The organism is Psychrobacter sp. Ps2, from assembly GCF_022129405.1.
Taxonomy (GTDB): Bacteria; Pseudomonadota; Gammaproteobacteria; order Pseudomonadales; family Moraxellaceae; genus Psychrobacter.
This window is the reverse complement of record NZ_JADQAM010000035.1, coordinates 60710-80368: the sequence shown is the minus strand read 5'-3', so window position 1 is coordinate 80368 and position 19659 is coordinate 60710. Positions and strand designations below refer to the sequence as shown.

The window sequence follows — 19659 nt, the reverse complement described above, 5'->3', positions numbered from 1 at the left end:
TTGTCATCACCCGACTAAGTACTACCTAATTTAGTATCGCCCAATTAAGTGTGCCGTTATTATATATGGTTATGACGCTGATGGATACAAGGGCAGCGAGTAGATATTTGCCACAGTAAAAACCTAGTAGGACGTGTTAAAATAGCGAATACCTTCTTAAATTTCTTAGCTTTTTTAGCGACTTTATTTGTTTGTCACGGTTTGATTTCTATACAACTGCTATCGCTGCATCTTGGCTCAAAATTTGTCGTTAAGCCATTTATCTATAAGTAACTGGCTTATTGATAAAGCCAAAGCTATATATCAAGCTCATATATAAGACAAATAACCCTTAGCACCCCTATCACAAAATACTCATTACAACCCATTAAAGCACTATAAGAGACTCTGCATGACCGTAAAACCATCTGGACAAAATCAGTCGTCAAATCCTAATTCATCAGAAAAACCCTTATCAAAACAAGAGAACTCTGCCTGCTTAAATATAGGCGATGCCGTCTATAACCTAGCAGACCATACGCCGATGATGGTGCAATATCTAACCATGAAAGCCAACTATCCACAAGCATTGCTCTTGTACCGGATGGGTGACTTCTATGAGTTGTTCTTCGATGATGCCAAGCGTGCCGCGCAGATATTAGACATTACCTTGACACGCCGTGGTACGGACAAATCAGGTAATACTATTGCTATGGCAGGCGTGCCTTTTCATGCTGCCGATAGTTATATGGCACGCCTGATTGCTGCTGGGCAGACAGTTGTCGTCTGTGAGCAGATAGATGAATCAGCTACTGGTAATAATGCCAATGACAATACATCCAGTCTGACAAATATGGGTGACAAACAGAAAAAGGATAAGGGCAAATCATCAGCTGGTAGTATCATGCGCCGCGAAGTGGTCAAAACCCTCACCGCAGGAACCATTACTGACGATGCATTGATTGCTCCTAATCATACGCCAACTGTGGTCGCCATCGATATTGCGACTATGAAAACGCCAGACCATAGCCAGACGTTACAAGCAGCCGTTAGCCAGATGGATTTGGCTGCAGGTACACTGACTACCCAGACACTGATAGCAGATAAAAACGATATCGATAATCTGCAAACTCAAATGCTGACTGTCTTGGCGCGTTTTGCGCCCAGTGAATGCATCGTTAGTGAAGCGCTTATTGATGGCGTTGGCGGCAGCATTGGAAGCAATGATACAGAGTGGCTACTGTGGTTACGACAAAATCTGGACTGCCCTATTATAGAAGTTGCTGCCAATGACTTTCATCGTGAGCACGCCAGCGATACGCTTTGTCAACAGTTCGAAGTGCAGCGTCTCGACGGGTTGGGTATTGCTGAGGCTCCACTTGCGCAAACCAGTTGTGCTGCGCTTATCCACTATGCGCGTCAAACTCAGCAACGTCATGTGCCTCAAGTGAACCAACTCATTGTTGAGTACAGCGATGACTACCTAATTATCGATGCCAATAGCCAGCAAAACCTTGAGCTATTTACCCCTGTTAGTAGCAACGGCACTTCTTTGATATCTGTGCTAAACCACTGTCAGACCCCGATGGGCAAGCGTTTACTCGTGCAGCAAATGAAACGTCCACTGCGTCAACATTCACGTATCAATATGCGTCTAAATGCGATAACTTGTTTGCTAAACCCAAAGAGTGACTCAATTGGATCAAACCAAGATGTAAAAGATAGCTTACTGGTTACACGTTTACGAGAGACGCTGAATACTATTGGCGATATTGAACGAATCAGCAGTCGAATCGGGCTAATGAGTGCTAAACCTCGTGACTTACGCAAGCTTGCAGATGGTATCGCTAGTAGCGCCCAGCTTACTACCTTATTAATAGCATCGGGAATCAGTCCTGAAGACGCTGGCCTATTACCAATGTTGATGCAGCAATTGCCAGATCAACTACCTGCTGTTCAATCCGTCGCCGAATTAATCGAACGCGCTATTGTCATTGAACCGCCTGCGCATATCCGCGATGGAGGAATGCTAGCAGCGGGCTTTGATGAAGAGTTTGATCGCCTTACTCATTTGCATGACAATATTCAATCGACGCTAGACGAGATGGTCGAGCGTGCCCGTCAAGACAATCAATTACCGAGTCTAAAAGTTGGCTTTAATAAAGTTAGCGGCTTCTATTTTGAATTGCCCAAAATGCAGGCGAAGAATGCCCCTGCCCACTTTATCCGTCGGCAAACGCTCAAGAGTAGTGAGCGATTTATCACGGATGAACTAAAAGACGTCGAGACAGAATATCTGAGCGCGCAGTCTTTGGCATTGGCTCGTGAGAAGCAGCTGTATCAAGAGCTACTAAACCAATTAAATAAGCATTTGGCTGAGCTACAACAGCTGAGTGCTGCTATCGCTCAAATAGACATATTGAGCAATTGGGCGCAGCTTGCTACGACTTATCATTGGCAACGTCCGATCATGGGTCATCATCCAAAAAACCAAGGCGAATTAGTGGTCAAAAACCAGAGCAATATCGATATCCATCAAGGTCGCCACGTCGTCGTCGAGGCTGCATTGAATCAAACAAATGCGAATAGTAGGAACGGTAATTCATCAAGTACAAACCATTTTGTTGCCAATGACTGTGCACTAGGTAGTAACGAGCATCCCGAAAGGCTGCTTCTGATTACCGGTCCTAATATGGGTGGCAAATCTACCTATATGCGCCAGACCGCGCTGATTGTACTGCTCGCGCATTGCGGCAGCTTTGTGCCAGCAGCTAGTGCTCATATTGGTGATATCGACCGCATCTTTACGCGTATTGGTTCAGCTGATGACTTGGCAGGTGGCAAATCGACCTTTATGGTAGAGATGATCGAGACGGCCAATATCTTAAATCAAGCAACGAATAAATCACTGGTATTAATGGACGAAGTCGGTCGAGGTACTGCCACCACTGACGGTTTGGCCATTGCCCATGCCTGTGTCAATCGCCTAGTCGAGATTGGCTGCCTGACATTATTTGCCACTCACTATTTTGAGCTAACCCAATTAACGAATGATATTGGCAAGCATCATGCTGATATCCGTAATGTCCATGTAGCAGCTAGTGAAGTCGATGGTCAGTTATTGCTATTGCACCAAATTAAAGATGGTGCAGCGAGTTCTAGCTTTGGATTGCATGTCGCAAAGATGGCTGGTATTCCCACCCAAGTGCTAGAGGATGCTAAGCGCTATCTAGCAGACAACTTACAGTTAGACGACTTAACCGTAGATAAAGCACAAACTATTGATGATAAAAATGAATTAGCTAAGTCAGTAAAGGATAAACGGCAGGAAAGTTATAATGATGCTACTCTAGATCAAGAAATAAATCATACTGCTCAAGCGACAGACATAACAGATAATCCAAAACAAAATCAGCTATTTAGCCTACAAGATGAGCTAAGTATGATTGATCCTGATAGCTTAACACCTAAGCAAGCGCATGATTTACTTTATCATCTGAAGAAAATCATTAGTCATTAAAGGGAATTGTCAAAGCGTAGTAAAGGCGCTAAAATACGCTTTATTTTCCAACTATTCTATGTAGCCCTTATAGTTGATTTAATTTAAAAGAATTACAATGCAGCTGAGCGCAGAGGTATAAATAATACTCCAGGCAAGGCTGACACAATAATTCTCTTGAAAGAGATTGACTATATCAGCCAATCCAATAACAGGTAGACCTCACTATGACCTTTGTCGTTACAGATAACTGCATTCTTTGCAAATACACCGACTGTGTAGAAGTCTGTCCTGTGGACTGCTTTTATGAAGGCCCAAACTTCCTAGTCATCGATCCTGATGAGTGCATCGACTGCGCGCTATGCGAGCCTGAATGTCCCGCCAATGCTATCTTCTCAGAAGATGAAGTACCGAAAGACCAAGAGATGTTTACTCAGCTAAATGAAGAGTTGGCGCAAAAATGGCCAAACATCACAGAGATGAAAGAGCAGATGCCAGAAGCCGAAAAGTGGGATGGCGTGGAAGGTAAGATTCAGTATTTAGAGAAGTAGGCAGCCTGATCGCACTTTGATGCGGGGATAAAACCCGTCAATAAAAAACCACCGAGCGGCAGAGGCTATTCGGTGGTTTTTCGTTGACGGGGCGAGTTATGCTAAATGGTACTAATGCTAGGTACAAAAAAGCCAAACGTACTGTTTGGCTTTTAGGTTAAATAAGATATTTCGTAGGCTGAGTATTTTTCTCAGTAAGGTAGTCTTTTTACAGAATTATGGAAAACGCTATTTAGAGCATTTCCCTTGCAAAGCTAAAATGGCAGTGCAACTTTCTGACGCTTCTCAGATTAGAGGTCCAGCCTATGTTTATTAGCCAGCAGTAATGTCATTACGACATTCAGCAGGAACGTATTTAAATGAACCTTGGTTGGTTTTACATACCCAAGAGATACCGGGATTATTTACAGGATCTGCATCATTATTAGGATCGGTGCTACCTGTAATTGCAGCAGTATCAGCAGTCGGAATTAAAACTAATGCTACGTTTTTACCCTTTTCATTCATGGTTGCAGTAATAGCACCGGTGTCATTATCACATGCAAGACTTTTAACATTCCCAACACCTTCCGCGCCGCCAGAGCCGTCAGAATCTGCTTCTACTGCAGTAAACGTATTTACTCCTGCACAAGCACTGCCTTTAGGAATAACACCACCATTAACAGTAATATTTTCTGCAACAGTTGTTTTAGCACCACCTGCTACCGTCATAGCTTCGGTAACACGAGCTCGCACTGTGTAGTCTTGATAGGCAGGTAGAGCAACCGCCGCCAAGATACCGATAATGGCGATAACGATCATTAGTTCGATTAGGGTAAAACCTTTTTGAACAGTGTTCATAAGAACTCCTTTTGGGTATATGAAGATAAGGTGGCTAATTGTTGATATTGGCGCATTTTATCTTTAGGGATATGATAAATTTCTTTCTTACTATAACTGTTGCAGGTAACATGCCAAAATATCACTATTATTGTTTTTATAGCTAAAATACGGCTATAACTCCTAATTTCGGCATCACTTAGACATTTATTGTTTATTTATCCTTACCTACCGTTACCAATGTTACCAATGTTACCAATGTTACTACCAACCTACTGAAAATTGTCAATTTGGATGTATTTCAGTAGTGAAAAGTAAACACATCTGACAATTTTTGTCACTTCTCTACAAAATTTGTAGGCTTTATCATTTATTCCATTCGCCATCTGTACCGCAAGTATTAACTGTTTTAATCACTCGACACTTTACGCCAACATAATTGAGTGTCATTCTGCCGTCATTGGCCATCTGAGTCCCTGTTATCGGAGTAGCCGTGACCGTCCACTGTGAGGTCAGTGGATTAGGTGTGAAACTAATCGTATAAAGCGCAGTGCCTTGACGTGGAAAGTTACCGCCCAGATTTGTCAGCAAATCATTACTATAGCTGCCTTGTGCTAGCTTGCGGCTCTCTATAATTGAAGCGATATTTTGCATTTCGCTCATCATATCGGCACGCTTGGTCTTGATGACATAACTTTGATAGCTGGGATAAGCGATAGCAGCGAGCACACCGATGATAGCGACGACTATCATGAGCTCTATTAATGTAAAACCGCGCTGATATTCTAGGGTTTTTTCCCGCTTATGATGATGTCTTACCATTACCACTCCTCCTGACCTGTACCGCAGGTATTCGCTGTAATCGCGATACTAGCTGTGTTTTGACAGCGTACACCTGTACTGGTCATCAGCATTTTATTCGCTTTCTGAAAAGTCCCTGTACTATTCGGAATGGCCAGCATTTTCCACGTTCTACCCGTCGCGTTATCGATACCTGTGCCAGTGGTCACCAGTGATTGAGTAGGGTCAACACCATCGACGAGGGTTATTTGATAGCGATGAGTAGTGGAATTACTACCTTGTGGCACATAGATGGTCGTGTTGTTCGCATCATAACCATAGCTTGCTTCGTTATTGGCGCTATTAATCACCTGTGGTCTAAAGCCTTTATAAGTCAATGCCGAGGAGCGCCACCGCTCTAGCTGTAACTCTAGCTGTAGCATTTTGGCTTGGACATCACGCTCAGCATTTTTTATCACATATTGCCGATAGCTAGGAATGGCAATAGCCGCCAGTACAGCGATAATCATCACGACCACCATTAGCTCTATGAGAGTAAAGCCTTGACTACCGCGACGGACTATATTGCTACCCTTGATATGCATTATTTACCCTCATACCATTGTGTTGGCTTTAGGACGAAGCGTTCTGTATTGACCAGATCAGGCATAGAGCCATCACCATAAGCTTGCTTTGGATCATTTGCTGGGTTGTTATCGCCATCCCCACTACCGCTAGGGCTAGTACCTTTATTGGTATCTGCTCCATACCCTACTCGCGCGGCATCTAGTGCGCGCTCATCAAGCGTTCGGTTACCGAGCAATACTGTCGCATTTAGATTGTCTTTATTAACGGCTCCAAGACTAAGCTCCTGGATACCTTTACCTGCTGGAGTAAAGCCACCAGTACCTGTTGTAGAAGTATCGTTCATACAGATGCCATATGGTAGGCAATACAGCTGATACTCTGAGCCACCTAGTGTCTGTGCATTACAGGTGTTGTCTTCGCCGTAGGACATATTAGGGTCATAGGCAGACATGTACAGATAATTGTTGATGACACGATAATCTCCCATCGCTTTGACATCTGGGACATTCTCAAAACCAGCAAAGCGTGTGAGTGGGTAGTACCAACCGTGTTTTTTATTACTGCCTGTACTGAGCATCATGTTGCTCGCTAGACCCAGCTTTTGCTTACAAAGAGTAGAGTAAACAAAGGCGCCGCTTGCGTCAGTCTTGTCGTTACCTGCTGTGTCTTTTTCTGGTCTGCAATATTTGCCAATCATATTTGCATCGGTGCTAGCAGTGGTAAGCTTGGCGCCACCGAGCTGTTCTAGATTGTCTTCATTCAAATCGTTTAACGCGAGTGTTGCATTCGCTTTGCCATCATCGCCGAGGTTTAGTATGTCTGCATGAGTGACATCTGTATCCATAATGCCATACAAGCGATTGGCAATTGCTTGAGTATCGCGGCGCTCAGATAGTGGCGAGCTACGATCGCCTGATGCGACATTGACTAGAGCAAATATTTTGTTTTGATTGTCTTTGTAGAAGCTGACTACTGGACGGTTATAGAAGCGATAAGACAGACCTTTTGTGGTATTGCCACGTACCTTACTTGATGCATCTAAGACTCTTACCACGCGTACTTCTTTAAACGCCTTGTCTTTTTCGTTGATAAAGTCAGCGCGGAAGACGTTGCCACCTAAATCAGCGAAATATAGGTGATCGAACAAACCATCATTGTTACGATCGAGCGGTGTGACACCAGCGACGATACTATGGTATTGATCGCTCTCCCATGCCCATAACTGTTCGCCAGTCTTGGCATCTGTGATATAGATAGAGCTGCCTTTGGCTTTAGCGGCTTTAGTTGGCACATACTCTGGGTCTTCATATTTCATGTCATAACCGCCACCAAATATGATGACATCTTTAAATTTGGTTTCACTTGCCCCTTCATTTAGACGAGCGGTGGTTACCTGATTCCATATTTGTCCGACATTGGCATAACTCTTACTGGCTGTATTGGCCACATTGGTTTGTACGCCAGATTTATTTTGATGCAATCGCGCAGTATCAGGGCTATCGACGTCTGGGGTAATACTGAACAATACTTTTGGTTTATCTTTATCAGCCAAATCTAGAGCGTATAGACCGTCACCGCCCATGCGAAAGCCACCATAAGCAGACATCGGCAAAAAGTTACTGGTATTGGTTGCACTATCCAAGTCAGCACCTGTTGGCTTATACAGCTCGACTTTGCGACTCTTGCTATCGCCTGTCCCAGTCGCTTGATAGCGATACTTTGCACTCACAAGCCAAGGGGCATCAACGCCAAAGCTTAAAGTGCCTTCAGCCCCTTTGATTAACGCTTTTGGCTGCTTGCGGAACATTTCCTGCAGTACGAGTGCCCACTTCTCTTCACCAGTATCTGCATCTACCATGTGCAGTGCGCCATCCATAGAGCCAAACAGCAGATAATCATCACGGTTATCAGCCGTTACTTTACCCATTTCGTCAACTTCGGCACCATAAGAAACCAAGGTAGGCTTTGAATGGATCACGCCGCCCACTTGACGAATGGCCTCAGTCGGTAAGTGGTTTTGCATTCTAAACTGAAAAATAAAGGTAGTATCTAACGGATCATTAAAAGGAATGTTATAACCTAGGAAATTTAACAGTAAACGCTTGTTTTGTAAAAGTGTGCGCCCACCAGTGCTATATACAGGATCATTGACTATAGGAAAGCCGAAAGGCTCACCACTATCGCCGACACCAATTTTGACAACACCCTCTGCAATAGCTGCTCCCGCAGAACCGATGTAGTTTTCAACAAACACATTACGTGTACTAGCAGGCGAGCTAAGATCTGGGGCTATCAACTTGGCATAGAACCCACCACTGTTGATGGCTGAGTTGGCTAGTCCAGGCACTGAGGTCTGCTGCCATATATCAGCTGTCGCATCTCTTAATGCACCGCTATTATCAGCATACAAGCGGCCATTTTTGCCGTATAAGGTACCGTTTTTGGTTTCATATTTTTTGAGGTTACCTGGCCATACCATTAGCGTATCACCAACTTTTGGCTCAAGCATCGGCAGATAGGCATAAGGTAAAGTGGTGCCGGTTTGATAAGGGTCTTCTGGAACGCTAATTGTACCCGCAGGCGTAGTATTAATAGTTTTTTCTAGATCAGCAATAAAGGTTTTTACGCTATGAGAAATATCATCCGAGCTATTTGTATAGAAAAAGCCACCATCACCATAGCCTTCACCTCCCCATAAGCAAGCATTTTTAGCATCATCATTGGGAGCTGCATTACAATTATAAGTACCATCTACATTTTTAGGAATACCAGCAAATGATGAGCCAAATCCTGCGACTGCTGTTTTTACAATTGCGCTTGCAGGGTTTTTAGTCTTATTATTTAGTCTTTTGGCATATTCACCAATATATTCCCAACCACCATTTTCGCCAGCAAACAGGTTCGATTGTAACGCTGGAGATACCAATCCATTAGCTGGCGGTGTGGTTGTCAGATTACCATTATTGCCTAATGATGAATTCATGATGGCACTAGCCATCTCAGGTTTAGTAGAGTTAGGTGCGCCATCAGTTAAGAAGAAAATTCCGTTTCCATCACACTGTCCAGTTGTTGCGATTCGTTTATAATTACTACCATTTTTAGAGTCGGCAACAGAATAATCAAAACCACCTTTTAAATTAATACTCCCATTAGTTTTCATTGAAAATGGACTGGTACGATACACAAATAAGCCTTTACCTGCTCCTTGATTACTCGCTCCTTCGGGCTGTCCCCAGACTTTTCCTGTAACAGGTTCAATATCTAGTGGTTCATATGCTACTTTTTGCCAACCACCCATTCGATATCCCACGGGAAGGTTATGCATAAATCCCCAATACCCTGCTATATTAAGTATTTGAGAGCTTGTTAAAGAGTTATTATCTTTATCCTTATATGAAATATACCCACCATTTACCTTACCTCCTTGCCATGCATTAGAACACTGAACTACGTTATTCGTCCTACCAAGCGCGTGAGTAGTTGATCCAGTACTTTGATTGGTACATATCCAATAGGTTTGTCTATTATTAATATCTCGCATAATTGCATAGCCGTCATAAACGAGGTCTGCAGTGTTACCAAATGATAGATAGGATTGAACGCTACCAGTTGTTGTACCAAGCATAGCGGCCCCTGCTTCAGCATAAGCCTGAGCTGTTGGTGTACCACCGGAAGCCTTGTATTCGTCAGGTTGGTTCCAACTTGAGATATAACGTTGGCTATTATTAGAACCATTTTCATTAGTGATTGGATCAACAGATTTGAACTCAGCCAGTTTCGATGCTAGCTTATATCGTTGCACGGCATTTAACTCTTTAGCTGCCACTAATATAGTACCTGAATGGCTATCCACGAGATTGTTTTGAGAAGCACCAACTTTGTATGGGGTTCTAGAAGAAAAATGGCCTAGACCCATCACAATATCATCTTTAATTCTGTTATCGCTAGTGGTATCAGCTAGTAATGGAATCATAGCATCCTTGAGTCGCGACAACCGATCATAGATAATATCTGCATCTCCTTTGGCTACCCCAATTTGTTGATTCGGCTTACCTGTGTTTTTGATATATTGGCCTTCAGCCGTTTTATTATAGCAACCACGCATATAGTAGGTAATTGTCTGACCATTAATAGTTACAGTCTTAGCCTGGGAAGGTGCGTCATAAGCAGATACGCTTATGACATCATTGGGTGTAGTACTATTACCACTAATTTCGTTACTGCTCTCTAACTTACATAATGATACAGTGACATCACCAGGGCTACCATAAGGATTTATTTTTGGTATGACTAGTGAGCTTAGACCCATCGAACCTGAGGTATCAATCATCATCATTAAATTAGTTTTAGCATTTGCTGCAGGTTGATAAATATTCAAATCACCAATACGGCTAGTAGACCCATCTTGATTGACTGCTGCTTGAGACATCGTCATGCACATCATACTCAGTACCGCTGCACTTAAGCTAGAGATGCGCCACCATGAGTTACGCACCTGCTGAGCATTAGATGGGGCAGCCGTCACTGCTGATGCATGATAACGATTGAGGCGTTTGAATTTCATAAGGTTATCTCCTGAGCACGGCTAAGATAGACGCGATGATATATAGGGTAATGCAAATATAATATAAAAATTAATTGTATATTTGGTATAAAGCAATAATAAAACGAAGTTATATTGTTGCCTTTAAATAAACATCTTCTGACTCATCGCAGTATTTGTAAGTCTTTGCTATTAGATATCATTACATAATGAGCTAGCACTGCCTGTGCCATTACTCTTGCCAAAATAGGTGCAGTACTCACTGCTCTTTGTATTAACTACGTCAACTTGCTCTACCACCATCTTATTGGGTATGTTGTTGTTAGTCATACACTCTGTCACACCACCACTATCTATCGAAGCATCTTTGGCAAAACAATCATAAATCTTGGTAGTATCTGCATTACCATAAGCAGGAAGAACTGACGTCGAGAACATCTCAAAGGTATGCATTTTTGATGTTTTGGCATCTGAATCTGAGCCTAAATCCATATGTTCAAATGCTTCAGAGTTTGCTGTACTGCTGACGTCTTTTATCATGACTTGCGTCATCGTGGTATTACGCGCGCTGGTATAGTCACCTGCGTTCTCTGGATTACAGTAGCCCTCATTATTCGACAACAACTTACCCGAACCACGGCGTATCACAGAATTATCGACATTAAAAAATGCTGAGCGCGGACGGTAGCAGAAATCAATAACATCATTATTGGCACCATCATTAAGAATATAATGCCCAAAAATGCCCGTAAAACCCATGATTTTTATGTGCTCATCACCGCTAGGAGGTCCATTTACCGTGACTTCAATCTTGTTATTTACACTGTCAGAAGACTGCAGCAAGATGGTGTTTATCTGATCGCTGGTCGCAAGCTTTAAGTCAGTGCTACTGTTGCGTACTGCAATGACACCCACAAGCATAATCAATACCAAAAACAGTAGCACTACAATCAAGACAGCGCCATGCTGATGAGATAACCCTATAGGGTATGAGCGATTCGTTTTCATAATTGATTACTGCCTTTATTTAGGTAGCTATAACGAGTATATGGTATTTAATGATATCGATAAATCAAACATTAACTGATGCGCCTTAGCCACTTGATGAAACTGACCGCTTGGTATTCATCGTTACTGTTATCCGCCTGTGCCTGTGCCTGTGCCTGTGCCTGTGCCTGTGCCTGTGCCTGTGCCTGTGCCTGTGCCTGTGCCTGTGCCTGTAGCATTGTCAATCACACGCATAACGCGAGCATTACGTAATAAAATATTAGACTCATAGACACGGCGTAGATATTTTGGTGCGTTAGTTTGTGCTTTTAGTGTTTGTGTAGTGCCTAATATACCAAAGGTTTCAGCACTAGTTTCAGGACTATTGGCAGTACTACGAGCGAGAATGGCCAGCTTTATATTGGTAATAGGTGGCTTGCCAGCACCTAAAGCCATATAGTCTTTAACCGTCATATCTGCATACTGCGCTGTCGTTACACCACCTACTACTAATGAGCGCTGTATGCCTAAGCGAATATTGAACTGGTCTATGTTTTCGATGATGGTCTGCCCTCCATCAGTGAAGCCAGAGACAGTGTCATCACTTGCTATACGTCCAGCATCACAATTGAGATTTAGGTTTTTTCTGGCACTGCCTGTCGGTACCGCACTGCCCTCTGTCACAAAATAACGGCTGATGACTCGTGCATCTACTGGAATTTCTGCACCCTCACAGTCAAATAATGGGCGTCCAGTTCTATTGATATATTGAATCGTTAACTGATCACTTTTCACATCCGTATTGGATAAAGTGCCGTTCCATTTATCATCACCGCTACCACTTGCATCCATGTCTTCACTACGGGTTAAATAGCCTACCCCCAAGTCATCTTTGGTGATTAGATTAACAGTAGCATTGGCATCTTTACTGCTTGTGAGCACTACACCGCCTAATGCCGTGGTATCATTGATCGCGATGCCAGCATTACCCAAATTGGCAAGCCTAATTTGAGGCTCAATCGCTTGTAAGCCAAATACCGCTTTGTCTTGTATGTCTGAGCCTGCCGTTTGAATACGATCGACACGCTGACTGGTGATAAACACCTGTATGACAGCTGCAGATATTAGCAAGCCTAATACCAGCGATATCATAAGCTCAATGAGCGTAAACCCTTGCTGAGCGATACTACTGCTTTGGTTAGCTGGTGAGTTATTACTCATAATCAATAAGCCTCAATTATGCTACAGGTGCTACCACTTTTATATATACCACTCTCTGTAGCGCATGCCTTGTCATCACTGTTACTCAGTAGAGGCTTGGTATCTCCCCATGCAGCAATAATACATTTTACTTCAGAAAAACTAACCGTTGCTGTGCCTGGACAGGTAACCATCTTGGCTTCTATACCATAACCCTTTAGCTTGTTCACTGCTATCTTGGCTTCTTTGGCTGCGATTTGCACATCGGTACAGCTGTCTGCCAAAGATAAGCAGCTGCCAACACCAATGGTGGGCTCGGTCGTTACAGGATCATTGACCGCGTCTTCATAAGTATCTAACTGCAAAGAGTTAGATCGCATATTTTCTGATAACCCTCGTATGACACTCATCGCCTGTGTGCGTACAAGACTTTCATCTGTTGCGCTGATTGCCCGTAGTTGCAAGGCACTAAATCCCAAAACGGCAACTGACAGCAGAAGGACAGCAACCAATACCTCTACCAGTCCAACGCCTCGCTGGGAACTTTTGATATTCATTAGCAACTCCCCCCAGACCTTATTGAGATATTAGCCAGTGCATTTACTTCAATCTGTTGAGGGCTAGCAGCGTCATTGCTATCACAAATGGTATAAGTACGTGCTGTGGTGACACGCTTACTGGGCTCAAAAACAGTTGTCACCGCTGTATCTGGTTTGATAGTGCTGCTGCTGTTATAGCTATAACTTGAGATAGCAGTAGAGCTAGGAGCAGTGATGGTGATTACTTTGGGTGTACTAGTATTGTTGTAGCTCAAAGTAATATTTTGACGGCGAATGATACTCTCCACTCTTGCTTCTTTTAATGCATTAGCAAGAGTAGCCGTAGTCGACTTTACGCGCTGATTGGCTAGTTGGGTACTGATACTAGGCGCTGCTATACCGACAATAATGGCAAGCACAGCAATCGTCACCATCAGCTCAATCAGGGTAAATCCTGAGCTGGTCATTCGCAATTGGTAGGGTAAAGTTTTCGCAGATGCGTTCACATCAAATCCTATTTATGGCTGTGTGCAGCTCTAATTTCTTAAGGGCAATACATACCTAATTTTTATAGTAATGAAGCTAGTATATCTCGCCTCATTTTTTGATTATCTATAAGACTTCTATACAATACTGTATTGCAATTTTTATTCCATTTGACTTGATAAACAGTGTTGTAGTAACGATTATGTCGAAAAGTACAGAGAAATAACAAATTTATCTACATTTTATTCATAATATAGCGGTAAGGTAACACATTAGCAACATAATAGTAGACACCAATAGATTAGTGATAATCTATCACTGGTTACCGTGCGCTAATGCATAGGCAAAAAGATGATATCCATGGGAGGGTTGATGCTGATCAAGCGGTGCAACGCCGAATGAGCTGTGCAGTGTACGTCCTAATGCTTGCAGGCTAGCACCAGTGGTGGCAACATCATCGAATAAGATAATACGCTTGACGGCTGGCTTTTCGATTAAGGCAAAGGCGTTATCTAAGTTGCTAAGACGTTCGGCACGAGAAAGTCCTTGCTGACTAACTGTATCGTCGATACGCTCGATGCCTTGCCATACAGGAATTTGCCAATGTTTAGACAATTGAGCAGATAGAATACTGACAGGATCGAACCCACGTTTGACCAATCTTTGACTTGTTGTTGGCATAGCAACAATCACGCTGTTATTACGATGACAACCGTGTGGACGCGGTAATTGACGTATGGCATGTAATAGTAACGGCAATTTCGTCATATCCTCCTGATGCTTAAATGCTCGGATAGCTTGACGTATTGGATACTCGTAGTAAGTAGAGGCTTGGATAGATAGAGATATACTAGGAGCGATATCCACTTCAAAAGGTCTTGGCAACCAAGTAATATCGTTGTGACAGTGAGCACAAAGTAAACCACTGCTCAAATAGCTGTTTGCTTGATTACGGATATTAGTGAGAAAAGAGTGTTGCTTTAAGGCTGTCCGTGTAGGCGGCACATTCGTTATATTATCTAGTCTAAATTGTGTTTGATGGTGCAGTAGTTGAGATTGTGGTGTACTACGATAAATACGGCATAGTTGGCAGCGCATATCCATATACTCTGCCAACCACAGTCCAGTTTGATAAGGCGCTAAGCGGCGCATAAACTATAACTTGTCATAACTTATCATAAATTTCACCTATATTAGAGCCTTTCTCAAATTAATGTCCTTTCTAAATTAGAGCCCTTTCCAATCGTTCAGTACGATACCAAAGCCGATAGAGGTATTTTCATGATTATAATCAATGATCGACTCACCATATCCTTGGAATAGCTGAACCATACCATTAACATTCTCTGAGATAGGATAAATATAGTCGATTTGCGCAGCACCTTTATTGGTACCTGGATTGTAGCGCAAGGTACCGCTAATGCTCTGATCAGCTGGCAAGTCGTACAAGAATTTGATATCACCGTAGCCCATGTAGTCTTCGATATCTGGATTATCGTCATCGCTACTACTTTCATTATTTACTCGAGCCCATAGGCGCGGTATGACTGAGAGTCTGCCCCACTCTGCGCCCGCCATGAGGTAGGCACGATTCCATGAACGTGATAATGGATCATCTTGTCCATTCGAGTGATGGACAGTACCTGCGCCCAACATACGCAGACGTCCACCAAAAGGCAGATCTGCTGTCACAGGTTGGGTTAAGAATATTTCAGGTTGATAATCGGTAGCACGGAATGGACGTGAGTTGTCTTCGTTATAAACTTGCCAATGTGATTCTTGAGTATAGCCAAACCATAGGTCAGCACTGGTATCAAACAAATCTTCTGCGACTTTTGTTTTTAAGGATAATTGGAACTTTAACTCAGTCTCACGTATGTCATTAGAATCAAAAGGATCTGTTTCTTGCGATGGTGTACTTGGATTTAAATTGGGATCAAAGGTATAAAATAATGGCAACAGATATGTCGGTCGATATGGTCTGACCGTCCAAGTACCACGCTCACTATTTTTGTCTAGGTCATAAGATAGACTGAGTGGCGAGAATTTTTCGATGTCTGTTTGAGTGACACCGACATTTTCTAAAATCTGTGCCTCACTATTCGTTTCAGCATCTACTTCTATGTTGCCATTTGCCTTCAATTTGCTGGCTGCTGTTTGCTGACTGGTCATTAAAATGGTGTCTGCATCTTCAACTGTCGTACCACTCATCGCCGTTTGAGACTCAGCCAATACCACTTTTGGATTACCTGAGACCGTACTTTGAAAGGTTTTTGCCAAATCAATTGGTTGTTTGGTTGAGGTATAGCTTGGCGTCTTACCTTGGTCAGCTACTTTATCAAAACAAGCGAGTCGAGCAGCACTAGACTGGACTTGAGTACATTCAGAAAACAGCTTGGCTTGCTGGGCAATAAATTCTTTGCTAATTATTTTGCCACTTTGTGTACTCATATCAGAAGATATCGCACTGTTATCGAGACTCTGTGATAGGTCAAGATCCTCATATTCAAACGCAGCTTCAGGTGCTGGCAGTTCGTTATAAGTCTGAGAATCATCAGCAGCTTGTACTTGTATCGCGGTACAACTCAACGCAAGAGCAACTGCAATACGAAGAGGCATATGCGCATTCTGGTAAGACGGCTGTTGGTGACGCTGAGTAATGGTATGGGCAAACATAAGTGTCCTTTATCTAACTAGCATTAGCGCTAGCAGAGTATATGAGGTAATTAATATGGCCATTAGCGTTATCGCTAAAATAGAATTGACTGAGACTATCAGCTAATCGCAGATATTAGGAGCGAAAAAAATGACAATTAGTGCCCCTGCTGCATTGTTTCTTTATTGTAATGAAAATATAAGCACGATACTAGCTTTATCGATAGTTAAAATAAGCGCCTATCAATATAATTACTTATATAACAAATACTTAATAAACATTCCATAGTATGAATTTAATGGCATCAAAAAAGCCAGCATACTTTCTTAGTATACTGGCCTTCTTAACATTCTTAAGAATTTTCGAAATATCACACTGGTTTCTTAAGTGTTGATTGTTAGATATTAGTTGTTCAACGCCGATAATGTTTGCTCAAATTCTGAACGACCAATCTCACCAACTTGCTGATTTACTAGCTGACCATCAATATAATATAGTAGCGCTGGTGGACCAAAGAGTTGGTAACGAGACAACACGGCTTTTGAGTCTGCTGTCGTCTCAGTGATATCGAGCTTCACTAATTGCCAATCTTGCATCTGCGCCGGACGATTATGAAACAGGTTCTTGTCCATAATCCGGCACTCAATACACCACTCTGCCGTTAGATCGACAATGACATTCGGATTGGCTGCGACAATGGTATCTAGCTCTGCAAGCGTCGTGATCGTCTTATCAGTGGTACTATCACTATTCACTGGTTGACCAGACGTTGACTGTACCATCATCGGTGCTGCACCCAATGACGCTAGTGGATGTAAGCTATCGTCATTGCCCAATGCAGCGCCAACTATTAGGCAAGCCGCCCAAATACCAGCGATAAGGCTTAGTGCTTGGGTCAGCATACGACCTTTACCTAGCCAACTCCATGCCCATGTTGCCACGACCATAAACCATAATGCCCATACCATAAGCATGACTGGCGATATAAAGACGCGCTCAATCAATAGCAGTGCCACAGCAAATAGTAGTAAAGCAAAGCCTTGCTTGACCCAATTCATCCACTCGCCTGCCTTTGGCATAATCTTGCCTTGAGTAGCACCGATTAGGATAAGCGGCGCTGATAAACCAAAACCCAGCATGAATAAAGCGGCAAAGCCGAGCAACGGACTACCAATGGTAGAGACCGCTAATAATGCCCCAAATAATGGCGCAGAAACACAAGGTGACACGACTAGTGCTGATAGAAACCCAGCGATTAAACTGCCGCCTGTACTACCAAGCTTACTGTCACCTGCTTGGCTTAAGCCTTGCATCTTTCGACTGATCGCTTGTGGTAATCGCACACTGAAAAGACCTAACATGTATAGTGCGAGAAGTATAAAAACAATAGCAAAGCTAATGAGAATAATTGGATTCTGCAGCCAACCAATAATACCTAAAGACTCACCGAATACTGCGATAACAGCGCCCAAAATACCATAAGCAGTCGCTACCCCAATCGCGTAACTGGTGGTCAAGATGACACCGCGTTTGACCGTTGGGTTTTGTTCGCGGGCTACAATGTTGGCCACGATAGGTAACATCGGTAACACACACGGCGTCAAAGCTAAGCCTAAGCCTGCTAAAAATAATAGTACTAATGCCAACCAAGGGTGAGAGGCCAAACCAAAAGGATCGCTATCAACGAAACTGTTGCTCAAGGTACTTTCGCTATTGGCCGTCTCGCCTGTTACGCTGCTATTTGCTGCAGAAATCGTATTCGTCGCTGCATTACTATCTAAAGAATCATACTCTACAGCGCTGTCATCAATGAGATCATAATCAATAGCCCCATCGTCTGTCAGTGCTTGCGCCTCATCAGGCAAAGTATTATCAAGAGCTATTGAGCTTGCTTCCTCTGGTGTCGCCGTAGCACTATTCTCTGAATCGGTCGAGCTCGCACTATCTGCTGATACCTGCGTCGATGCAGCTGCAATATCGACAGTCGTATTAATCTTTTCAGGTGGATAGCACAGTCCTGCTTTTGCACAGCCCTGCCAGCCAACGACGATAGTTCCGTCTTCTATATTCTTGCCACTATTGTTCGTCAATGTGGTGGTAGCGACCATATTTGCTTGGTCAAATACCAGTACTTTGCCAAATGTCGGATCATCTATCGAATATGGTGTCTGGCTAAAGGTAAAAGGTGCGGCCGTCACGCCAGCGGGTAGCGTAAGCTTAATTTGCTTTTTATAGACGTAATGTTCAGGAGTGATATCAAAATTAACAGATAACCGCGTACCCGCTTTGACACGGGTACTATCTGTACTCACCTGAAACGCTTGATCTACTGGCAAAAACTTTGACTTCGATGAGCTTTCACTACTACCGAAAAGGTCGCCTAACCCTGCCGCTTGTACCGTCGATGTCGTTGACAAGCCTATCAACAATGAGCCACTAGCGATGGCAAGCGCTAAGATATGGGATTTTTTCGAATGGGTAGATACGCTAAATGATGAAGACTTTGGTGATGTCTTGATGGACATGAATGGCTACCTATTATTACCGATATTTTAATCAATCTGCTCGCTATTTATCTGCGTGTCGCAGCAATGTCTATCTTGGTTTTAACTTTTTCTGGTGGATAGCATAGCCCAGCCGTTGCACACCCTTGCCAACCAATAATAATAGGCGCGTTTTTGGCTCCCTTACCATTACTGGTCGTCAGTGTCGTGGTTGCAATGACGCTTCTTTGTGTAAATACAGGAACCTGACCAAAGGTCGGATCATTGATTGATACTGGTGATTGATTAAAAGTGAACGGCGTAGCGTTTATTCCTTTAGGGAAGATCAGCGTAAGCTTATCCTTGTAGACATAATGCCCTGGTGTAATTTCAAAACTGATCGACAGCCGCGTGCCTTTGGAAGTCGCTTTGGTATTACTGACCACCTGAAAGGCTTCATCCACTGGTAAGAACTTTGATTTTGCCGAGGAGCTATTGTTAAATAAGTCATTTAACCCTGCTGCTTGTGCACTGACCGATGTCATTGAC

At 43.1% G+C, this 19659-nt stretch carries 14 protein-coding genes; 2 read left to right on the top strand and 12 right to left on the bottom strand.

The window, feature by feature from the left end:
* Nucleotides 1-391: 391 nt before the first annotated feature.
* On the top strand, nucleotides 392-3499 hold the full coding sequence (gene mutS / locus I3254_RS03165; protein ID WP_238051089.1) for a DNA mismatch repair protein MutS: 3108 nt from the start codon (nucleotides 392-394) through the stop codon (nucleotides 3497-3499).
* 206 nt (nucleotides 3500-3705) lie between these two features.
* Nucleotides 3706-4029 (top strand): ferredoxin FdxA, encoded by a 324-nt coding sequence (gene fdxA / locus I3254_RS03160; protein ID WP_102090803.1) that lies wholly within the window; start codon nucleotides 3706-3708, stop codon nucleotides 4027-4029.
* Between the two features lie 312 nt (nucleotides 4030-4341).
* Here fdxA and I3254_RS03155 read toward each other — a convergent pair whose 3' ends face one another.
* The 12 genes from I3254_RS03155 to I3254_RS03095 form a co-directional block, all read right to left on the bottom strand.
* Nucleotides 4342-4869 (bottom strand): pilin, encoded by a 528-nt coding sequence (locus I3254_RS03155; protein ID WP_238051088.1) that lies wholly within the window; start codon nucleotides 4867-4869, stop codon nucleotides 4342-4344.
* A 345-nt stretch (nucleotides 4870-5214) separates the two neighbouring features.
* Entirely contained in the window at nucleotides 5215-5670 is a 456-nt protein-coding gene (locus I3254_RS03150) for a type IV pilin protein (RefSeq protein WP_238051087.1), read from the bottom strand.
* Nucleotides 5670-6233, bottom strand: coding sequence for a prepilin-type N-terminal cleavage/methylation domain-containing protein (locus I3254_RS03145; RefSeq protein WP_275949672.1), 564 nt, complete (start codon nucleotides 6231-6233; stop codon nucleotides 5670-5672). The genes I3254_RS03150 and I3254_RS03145 overlap by 1 nt, the downstream gene beginning before the upstream one ends.
* Nucleotides 6233-10780, bottom strand: coding sequence for a PilC/PilY family type IV pilus protein (locus I3254_RS03135; protein ID WP_238051086.1), 4548 nt, complete (start codon nucleotides 10778-10780; stop codon nucleotides 6233-6235). Before I3254_RS03135 ends, I3254_RS03145 begins: the two co-directional genes overlap by 1 nt.
* A gap of 171 nt (nucleotides 10781-10951) precedes the next feature.
* Nucleotides 10952-11767 (bottom strand): PilX N-terminal domain-containing pilus assembly protein, encoded by an 816-nt coding sequence (locus tag I3254_RS03130; protein WP_238051085.1) that lies wholly within the window; start codon nucleotides 11765-11767, stop codon nucleotides 10952-10954.
* A 129-nt stretch (nucleotides 11768-11896) separates the two neighbouring features.
* Nucleotides 11897-12967: a PilW family protein gene (locus I3254_RS03125; RefSeq protein ID WP_238051084.1), complete on the bottom strand. Its 1071-nt coding sequence runs from the start codon at nucleotides 12965-12967 to the stop codon at nucleotides 11897-11899.
* 2 nt (nucleotides 12968-12969) lie between these two features.
* A complete protein-coding gene (gene pilV, locus I3254_RS03120) occupies nucleotides 12970-13503 on the bottom strand; it encodes a type IV pilus modification protein PilV (RefSeq protein ID WP_238051083.1) in 534 nt (177 codons plus the stop codon).
* The gene (locus I3254_RS03115; RefSeq protein WP_238051081.1) at nucleotides 13503-13991 is read right to left on the bottom strand and encodes a GspH/FimT family pseudopilin; all 489 of its coding nucleotides are present in this window, start codon (nucleotides 13989-13991) and stop codon (nucleotides 13503-13505) included. Before I3254_RS03115 ends, pilV begins: the two co-directional genes overlap by 1 nt.
* 295 nt (nucleotides 13992-14286) lie before the next feature.
* Nucleotides 14287-15123, bottom strand: coding sequence for a ComF family protein (locus tag I3254_RS03110; RefSeq protein WP_238051079.1), 837 nt, complete (start codon nucleotides 15121-15123; stop codon nucleotides 14287-14289).
* A 75-nt stretch (nucleotides 15124-15198) separates the two neighbouring features.
* On the bottom strand, nucleotides 15199-16647 hold the full coding sequence (locus I3254_RS03105) for a phospholipase A (RefSeq protein ID WP_238051077.1): 1449 nt from the start codon (nucleotides 16645-16647) through the stop codon (nucleotides 15199-15201).
* Nucleotides 16648-17031: 384 nt separating this feature from the next.
* The gene (dsbD, locus tag I3254_RS03100; protein WP_238051075.1) at nucleotides 17032-19152 is read right to left on the bottom strand and encodes a protein-disulfide reductase DsbD; all 2121 of its coding nucleotides are present in this window, start codon (nucleotides 19150-19152) and stop codon (nucleotides 17032-17034) included.
* A gap of 47 nt (nucleotides 19153-19199) precedes the next feature.
* Nucleotides 19200-19655 (bottom strand): protein-disulfide reductase DsbD domain-containing protein, encoded by a 456-nt coding sequence (locus I3254_RS03095; RefSeq protein ID WP_238051073.1) that lies wholly within the window; start codon nucleotides 19653-19655, stop codon nucleotides 19200-19202.
* Nucleotides 19656-19659 lie beyond the last annotated feature (4 nt).

Bases quoted from the DNA above. Each gene is read 5' to 3' on its own strand.
- fdxA (WP_102090803.1), top strand. From the start codon at position 3,706: ATGACCTTTGTCGTTACAGATAACTGCATTCTTTGCAAATACACCGAC.
- I3254_RS03130 (WP_238051085.1), bottom strand. From the start codon at position 11,767: ATGAAAACGAATCGCTCATACCCTATAGGGTTATCTCATCAGCATGGC.
- I3254_RS03125 (WP_238051084.1), bottom strand. From the start codon at position 12,967: ATGAGTAATAACTCACCAGCTAACCAAAGCAGTAGTATCGCTCAGCAA.
- I3254_RS03145 (WP_275949672.1), bottom strand. From the start codon at position 6,233: ATGCATATCAAGGGTAGCAATATAGTCCGTCGCGGTAGTCAAGGCTTT.
- I3254_RS03105 (WP_238051077.1), bottom strand. From the start codon at position 16,647: ATGTTTGCCCATACCATTACTCAGCGTCACCAACAGCCGTCTTACCAG.
- I3254_RS03155 (WP_238051088.1), bottom strand. From the start codon at position 4,869: ATGAACACTGTTCAAAAAGGTTTTACCCTAATCGAACTAATGATCGTT.
- I3254_RS03135 (WP_238051086.1), bottom strand. From the start codon at position 10,780: ATGAAATTCAAACGCCTCAATCGTTATCATGCATCAGCAGTGACGGCT.
- I3254_RS03095 (WP_238051073.1), bottom strand. From the start codon at position 19,655: ATGACATCGGTCAGTGCACAAGCAGCAGGGTTAAATGACTTATTTAAC.
- mutS (WP_238051089.1), top strand. From the start codon at position 392: ATGACCGTAAAACCATCTGGACAAAATCAGTCGTCAAATCCTAATTCA.
- dsbD (WP_238051075.1), bottom strand. From the start codon at position 19,152: ATGTCCATCAAGACATCACCAAAGTCTTCATCATTTAGCGTATCTACC.
- I3254_RS03150 (WP_238051087.1), bottom strand. From the start codon at position 5,670: ATGGTAAGACATCATCATAAGCGGGAAAAAACCCTAGAATATCAGCGC.
- pilV (WP_238051083.1), bottom strand. From the start codon at position 13,503: ATGAATATCAAAAGTTCCCAGCGAGGCGTTGGACTGGTAGAGGTATTG.
- I3254_RS03110 (WP_238051079.1), bottom strand. From the start codon at position 15,123: ATGCGCCGCTTAGCGCCTTATCAAACTGGACTGTGGTTGGCAGAGTAT.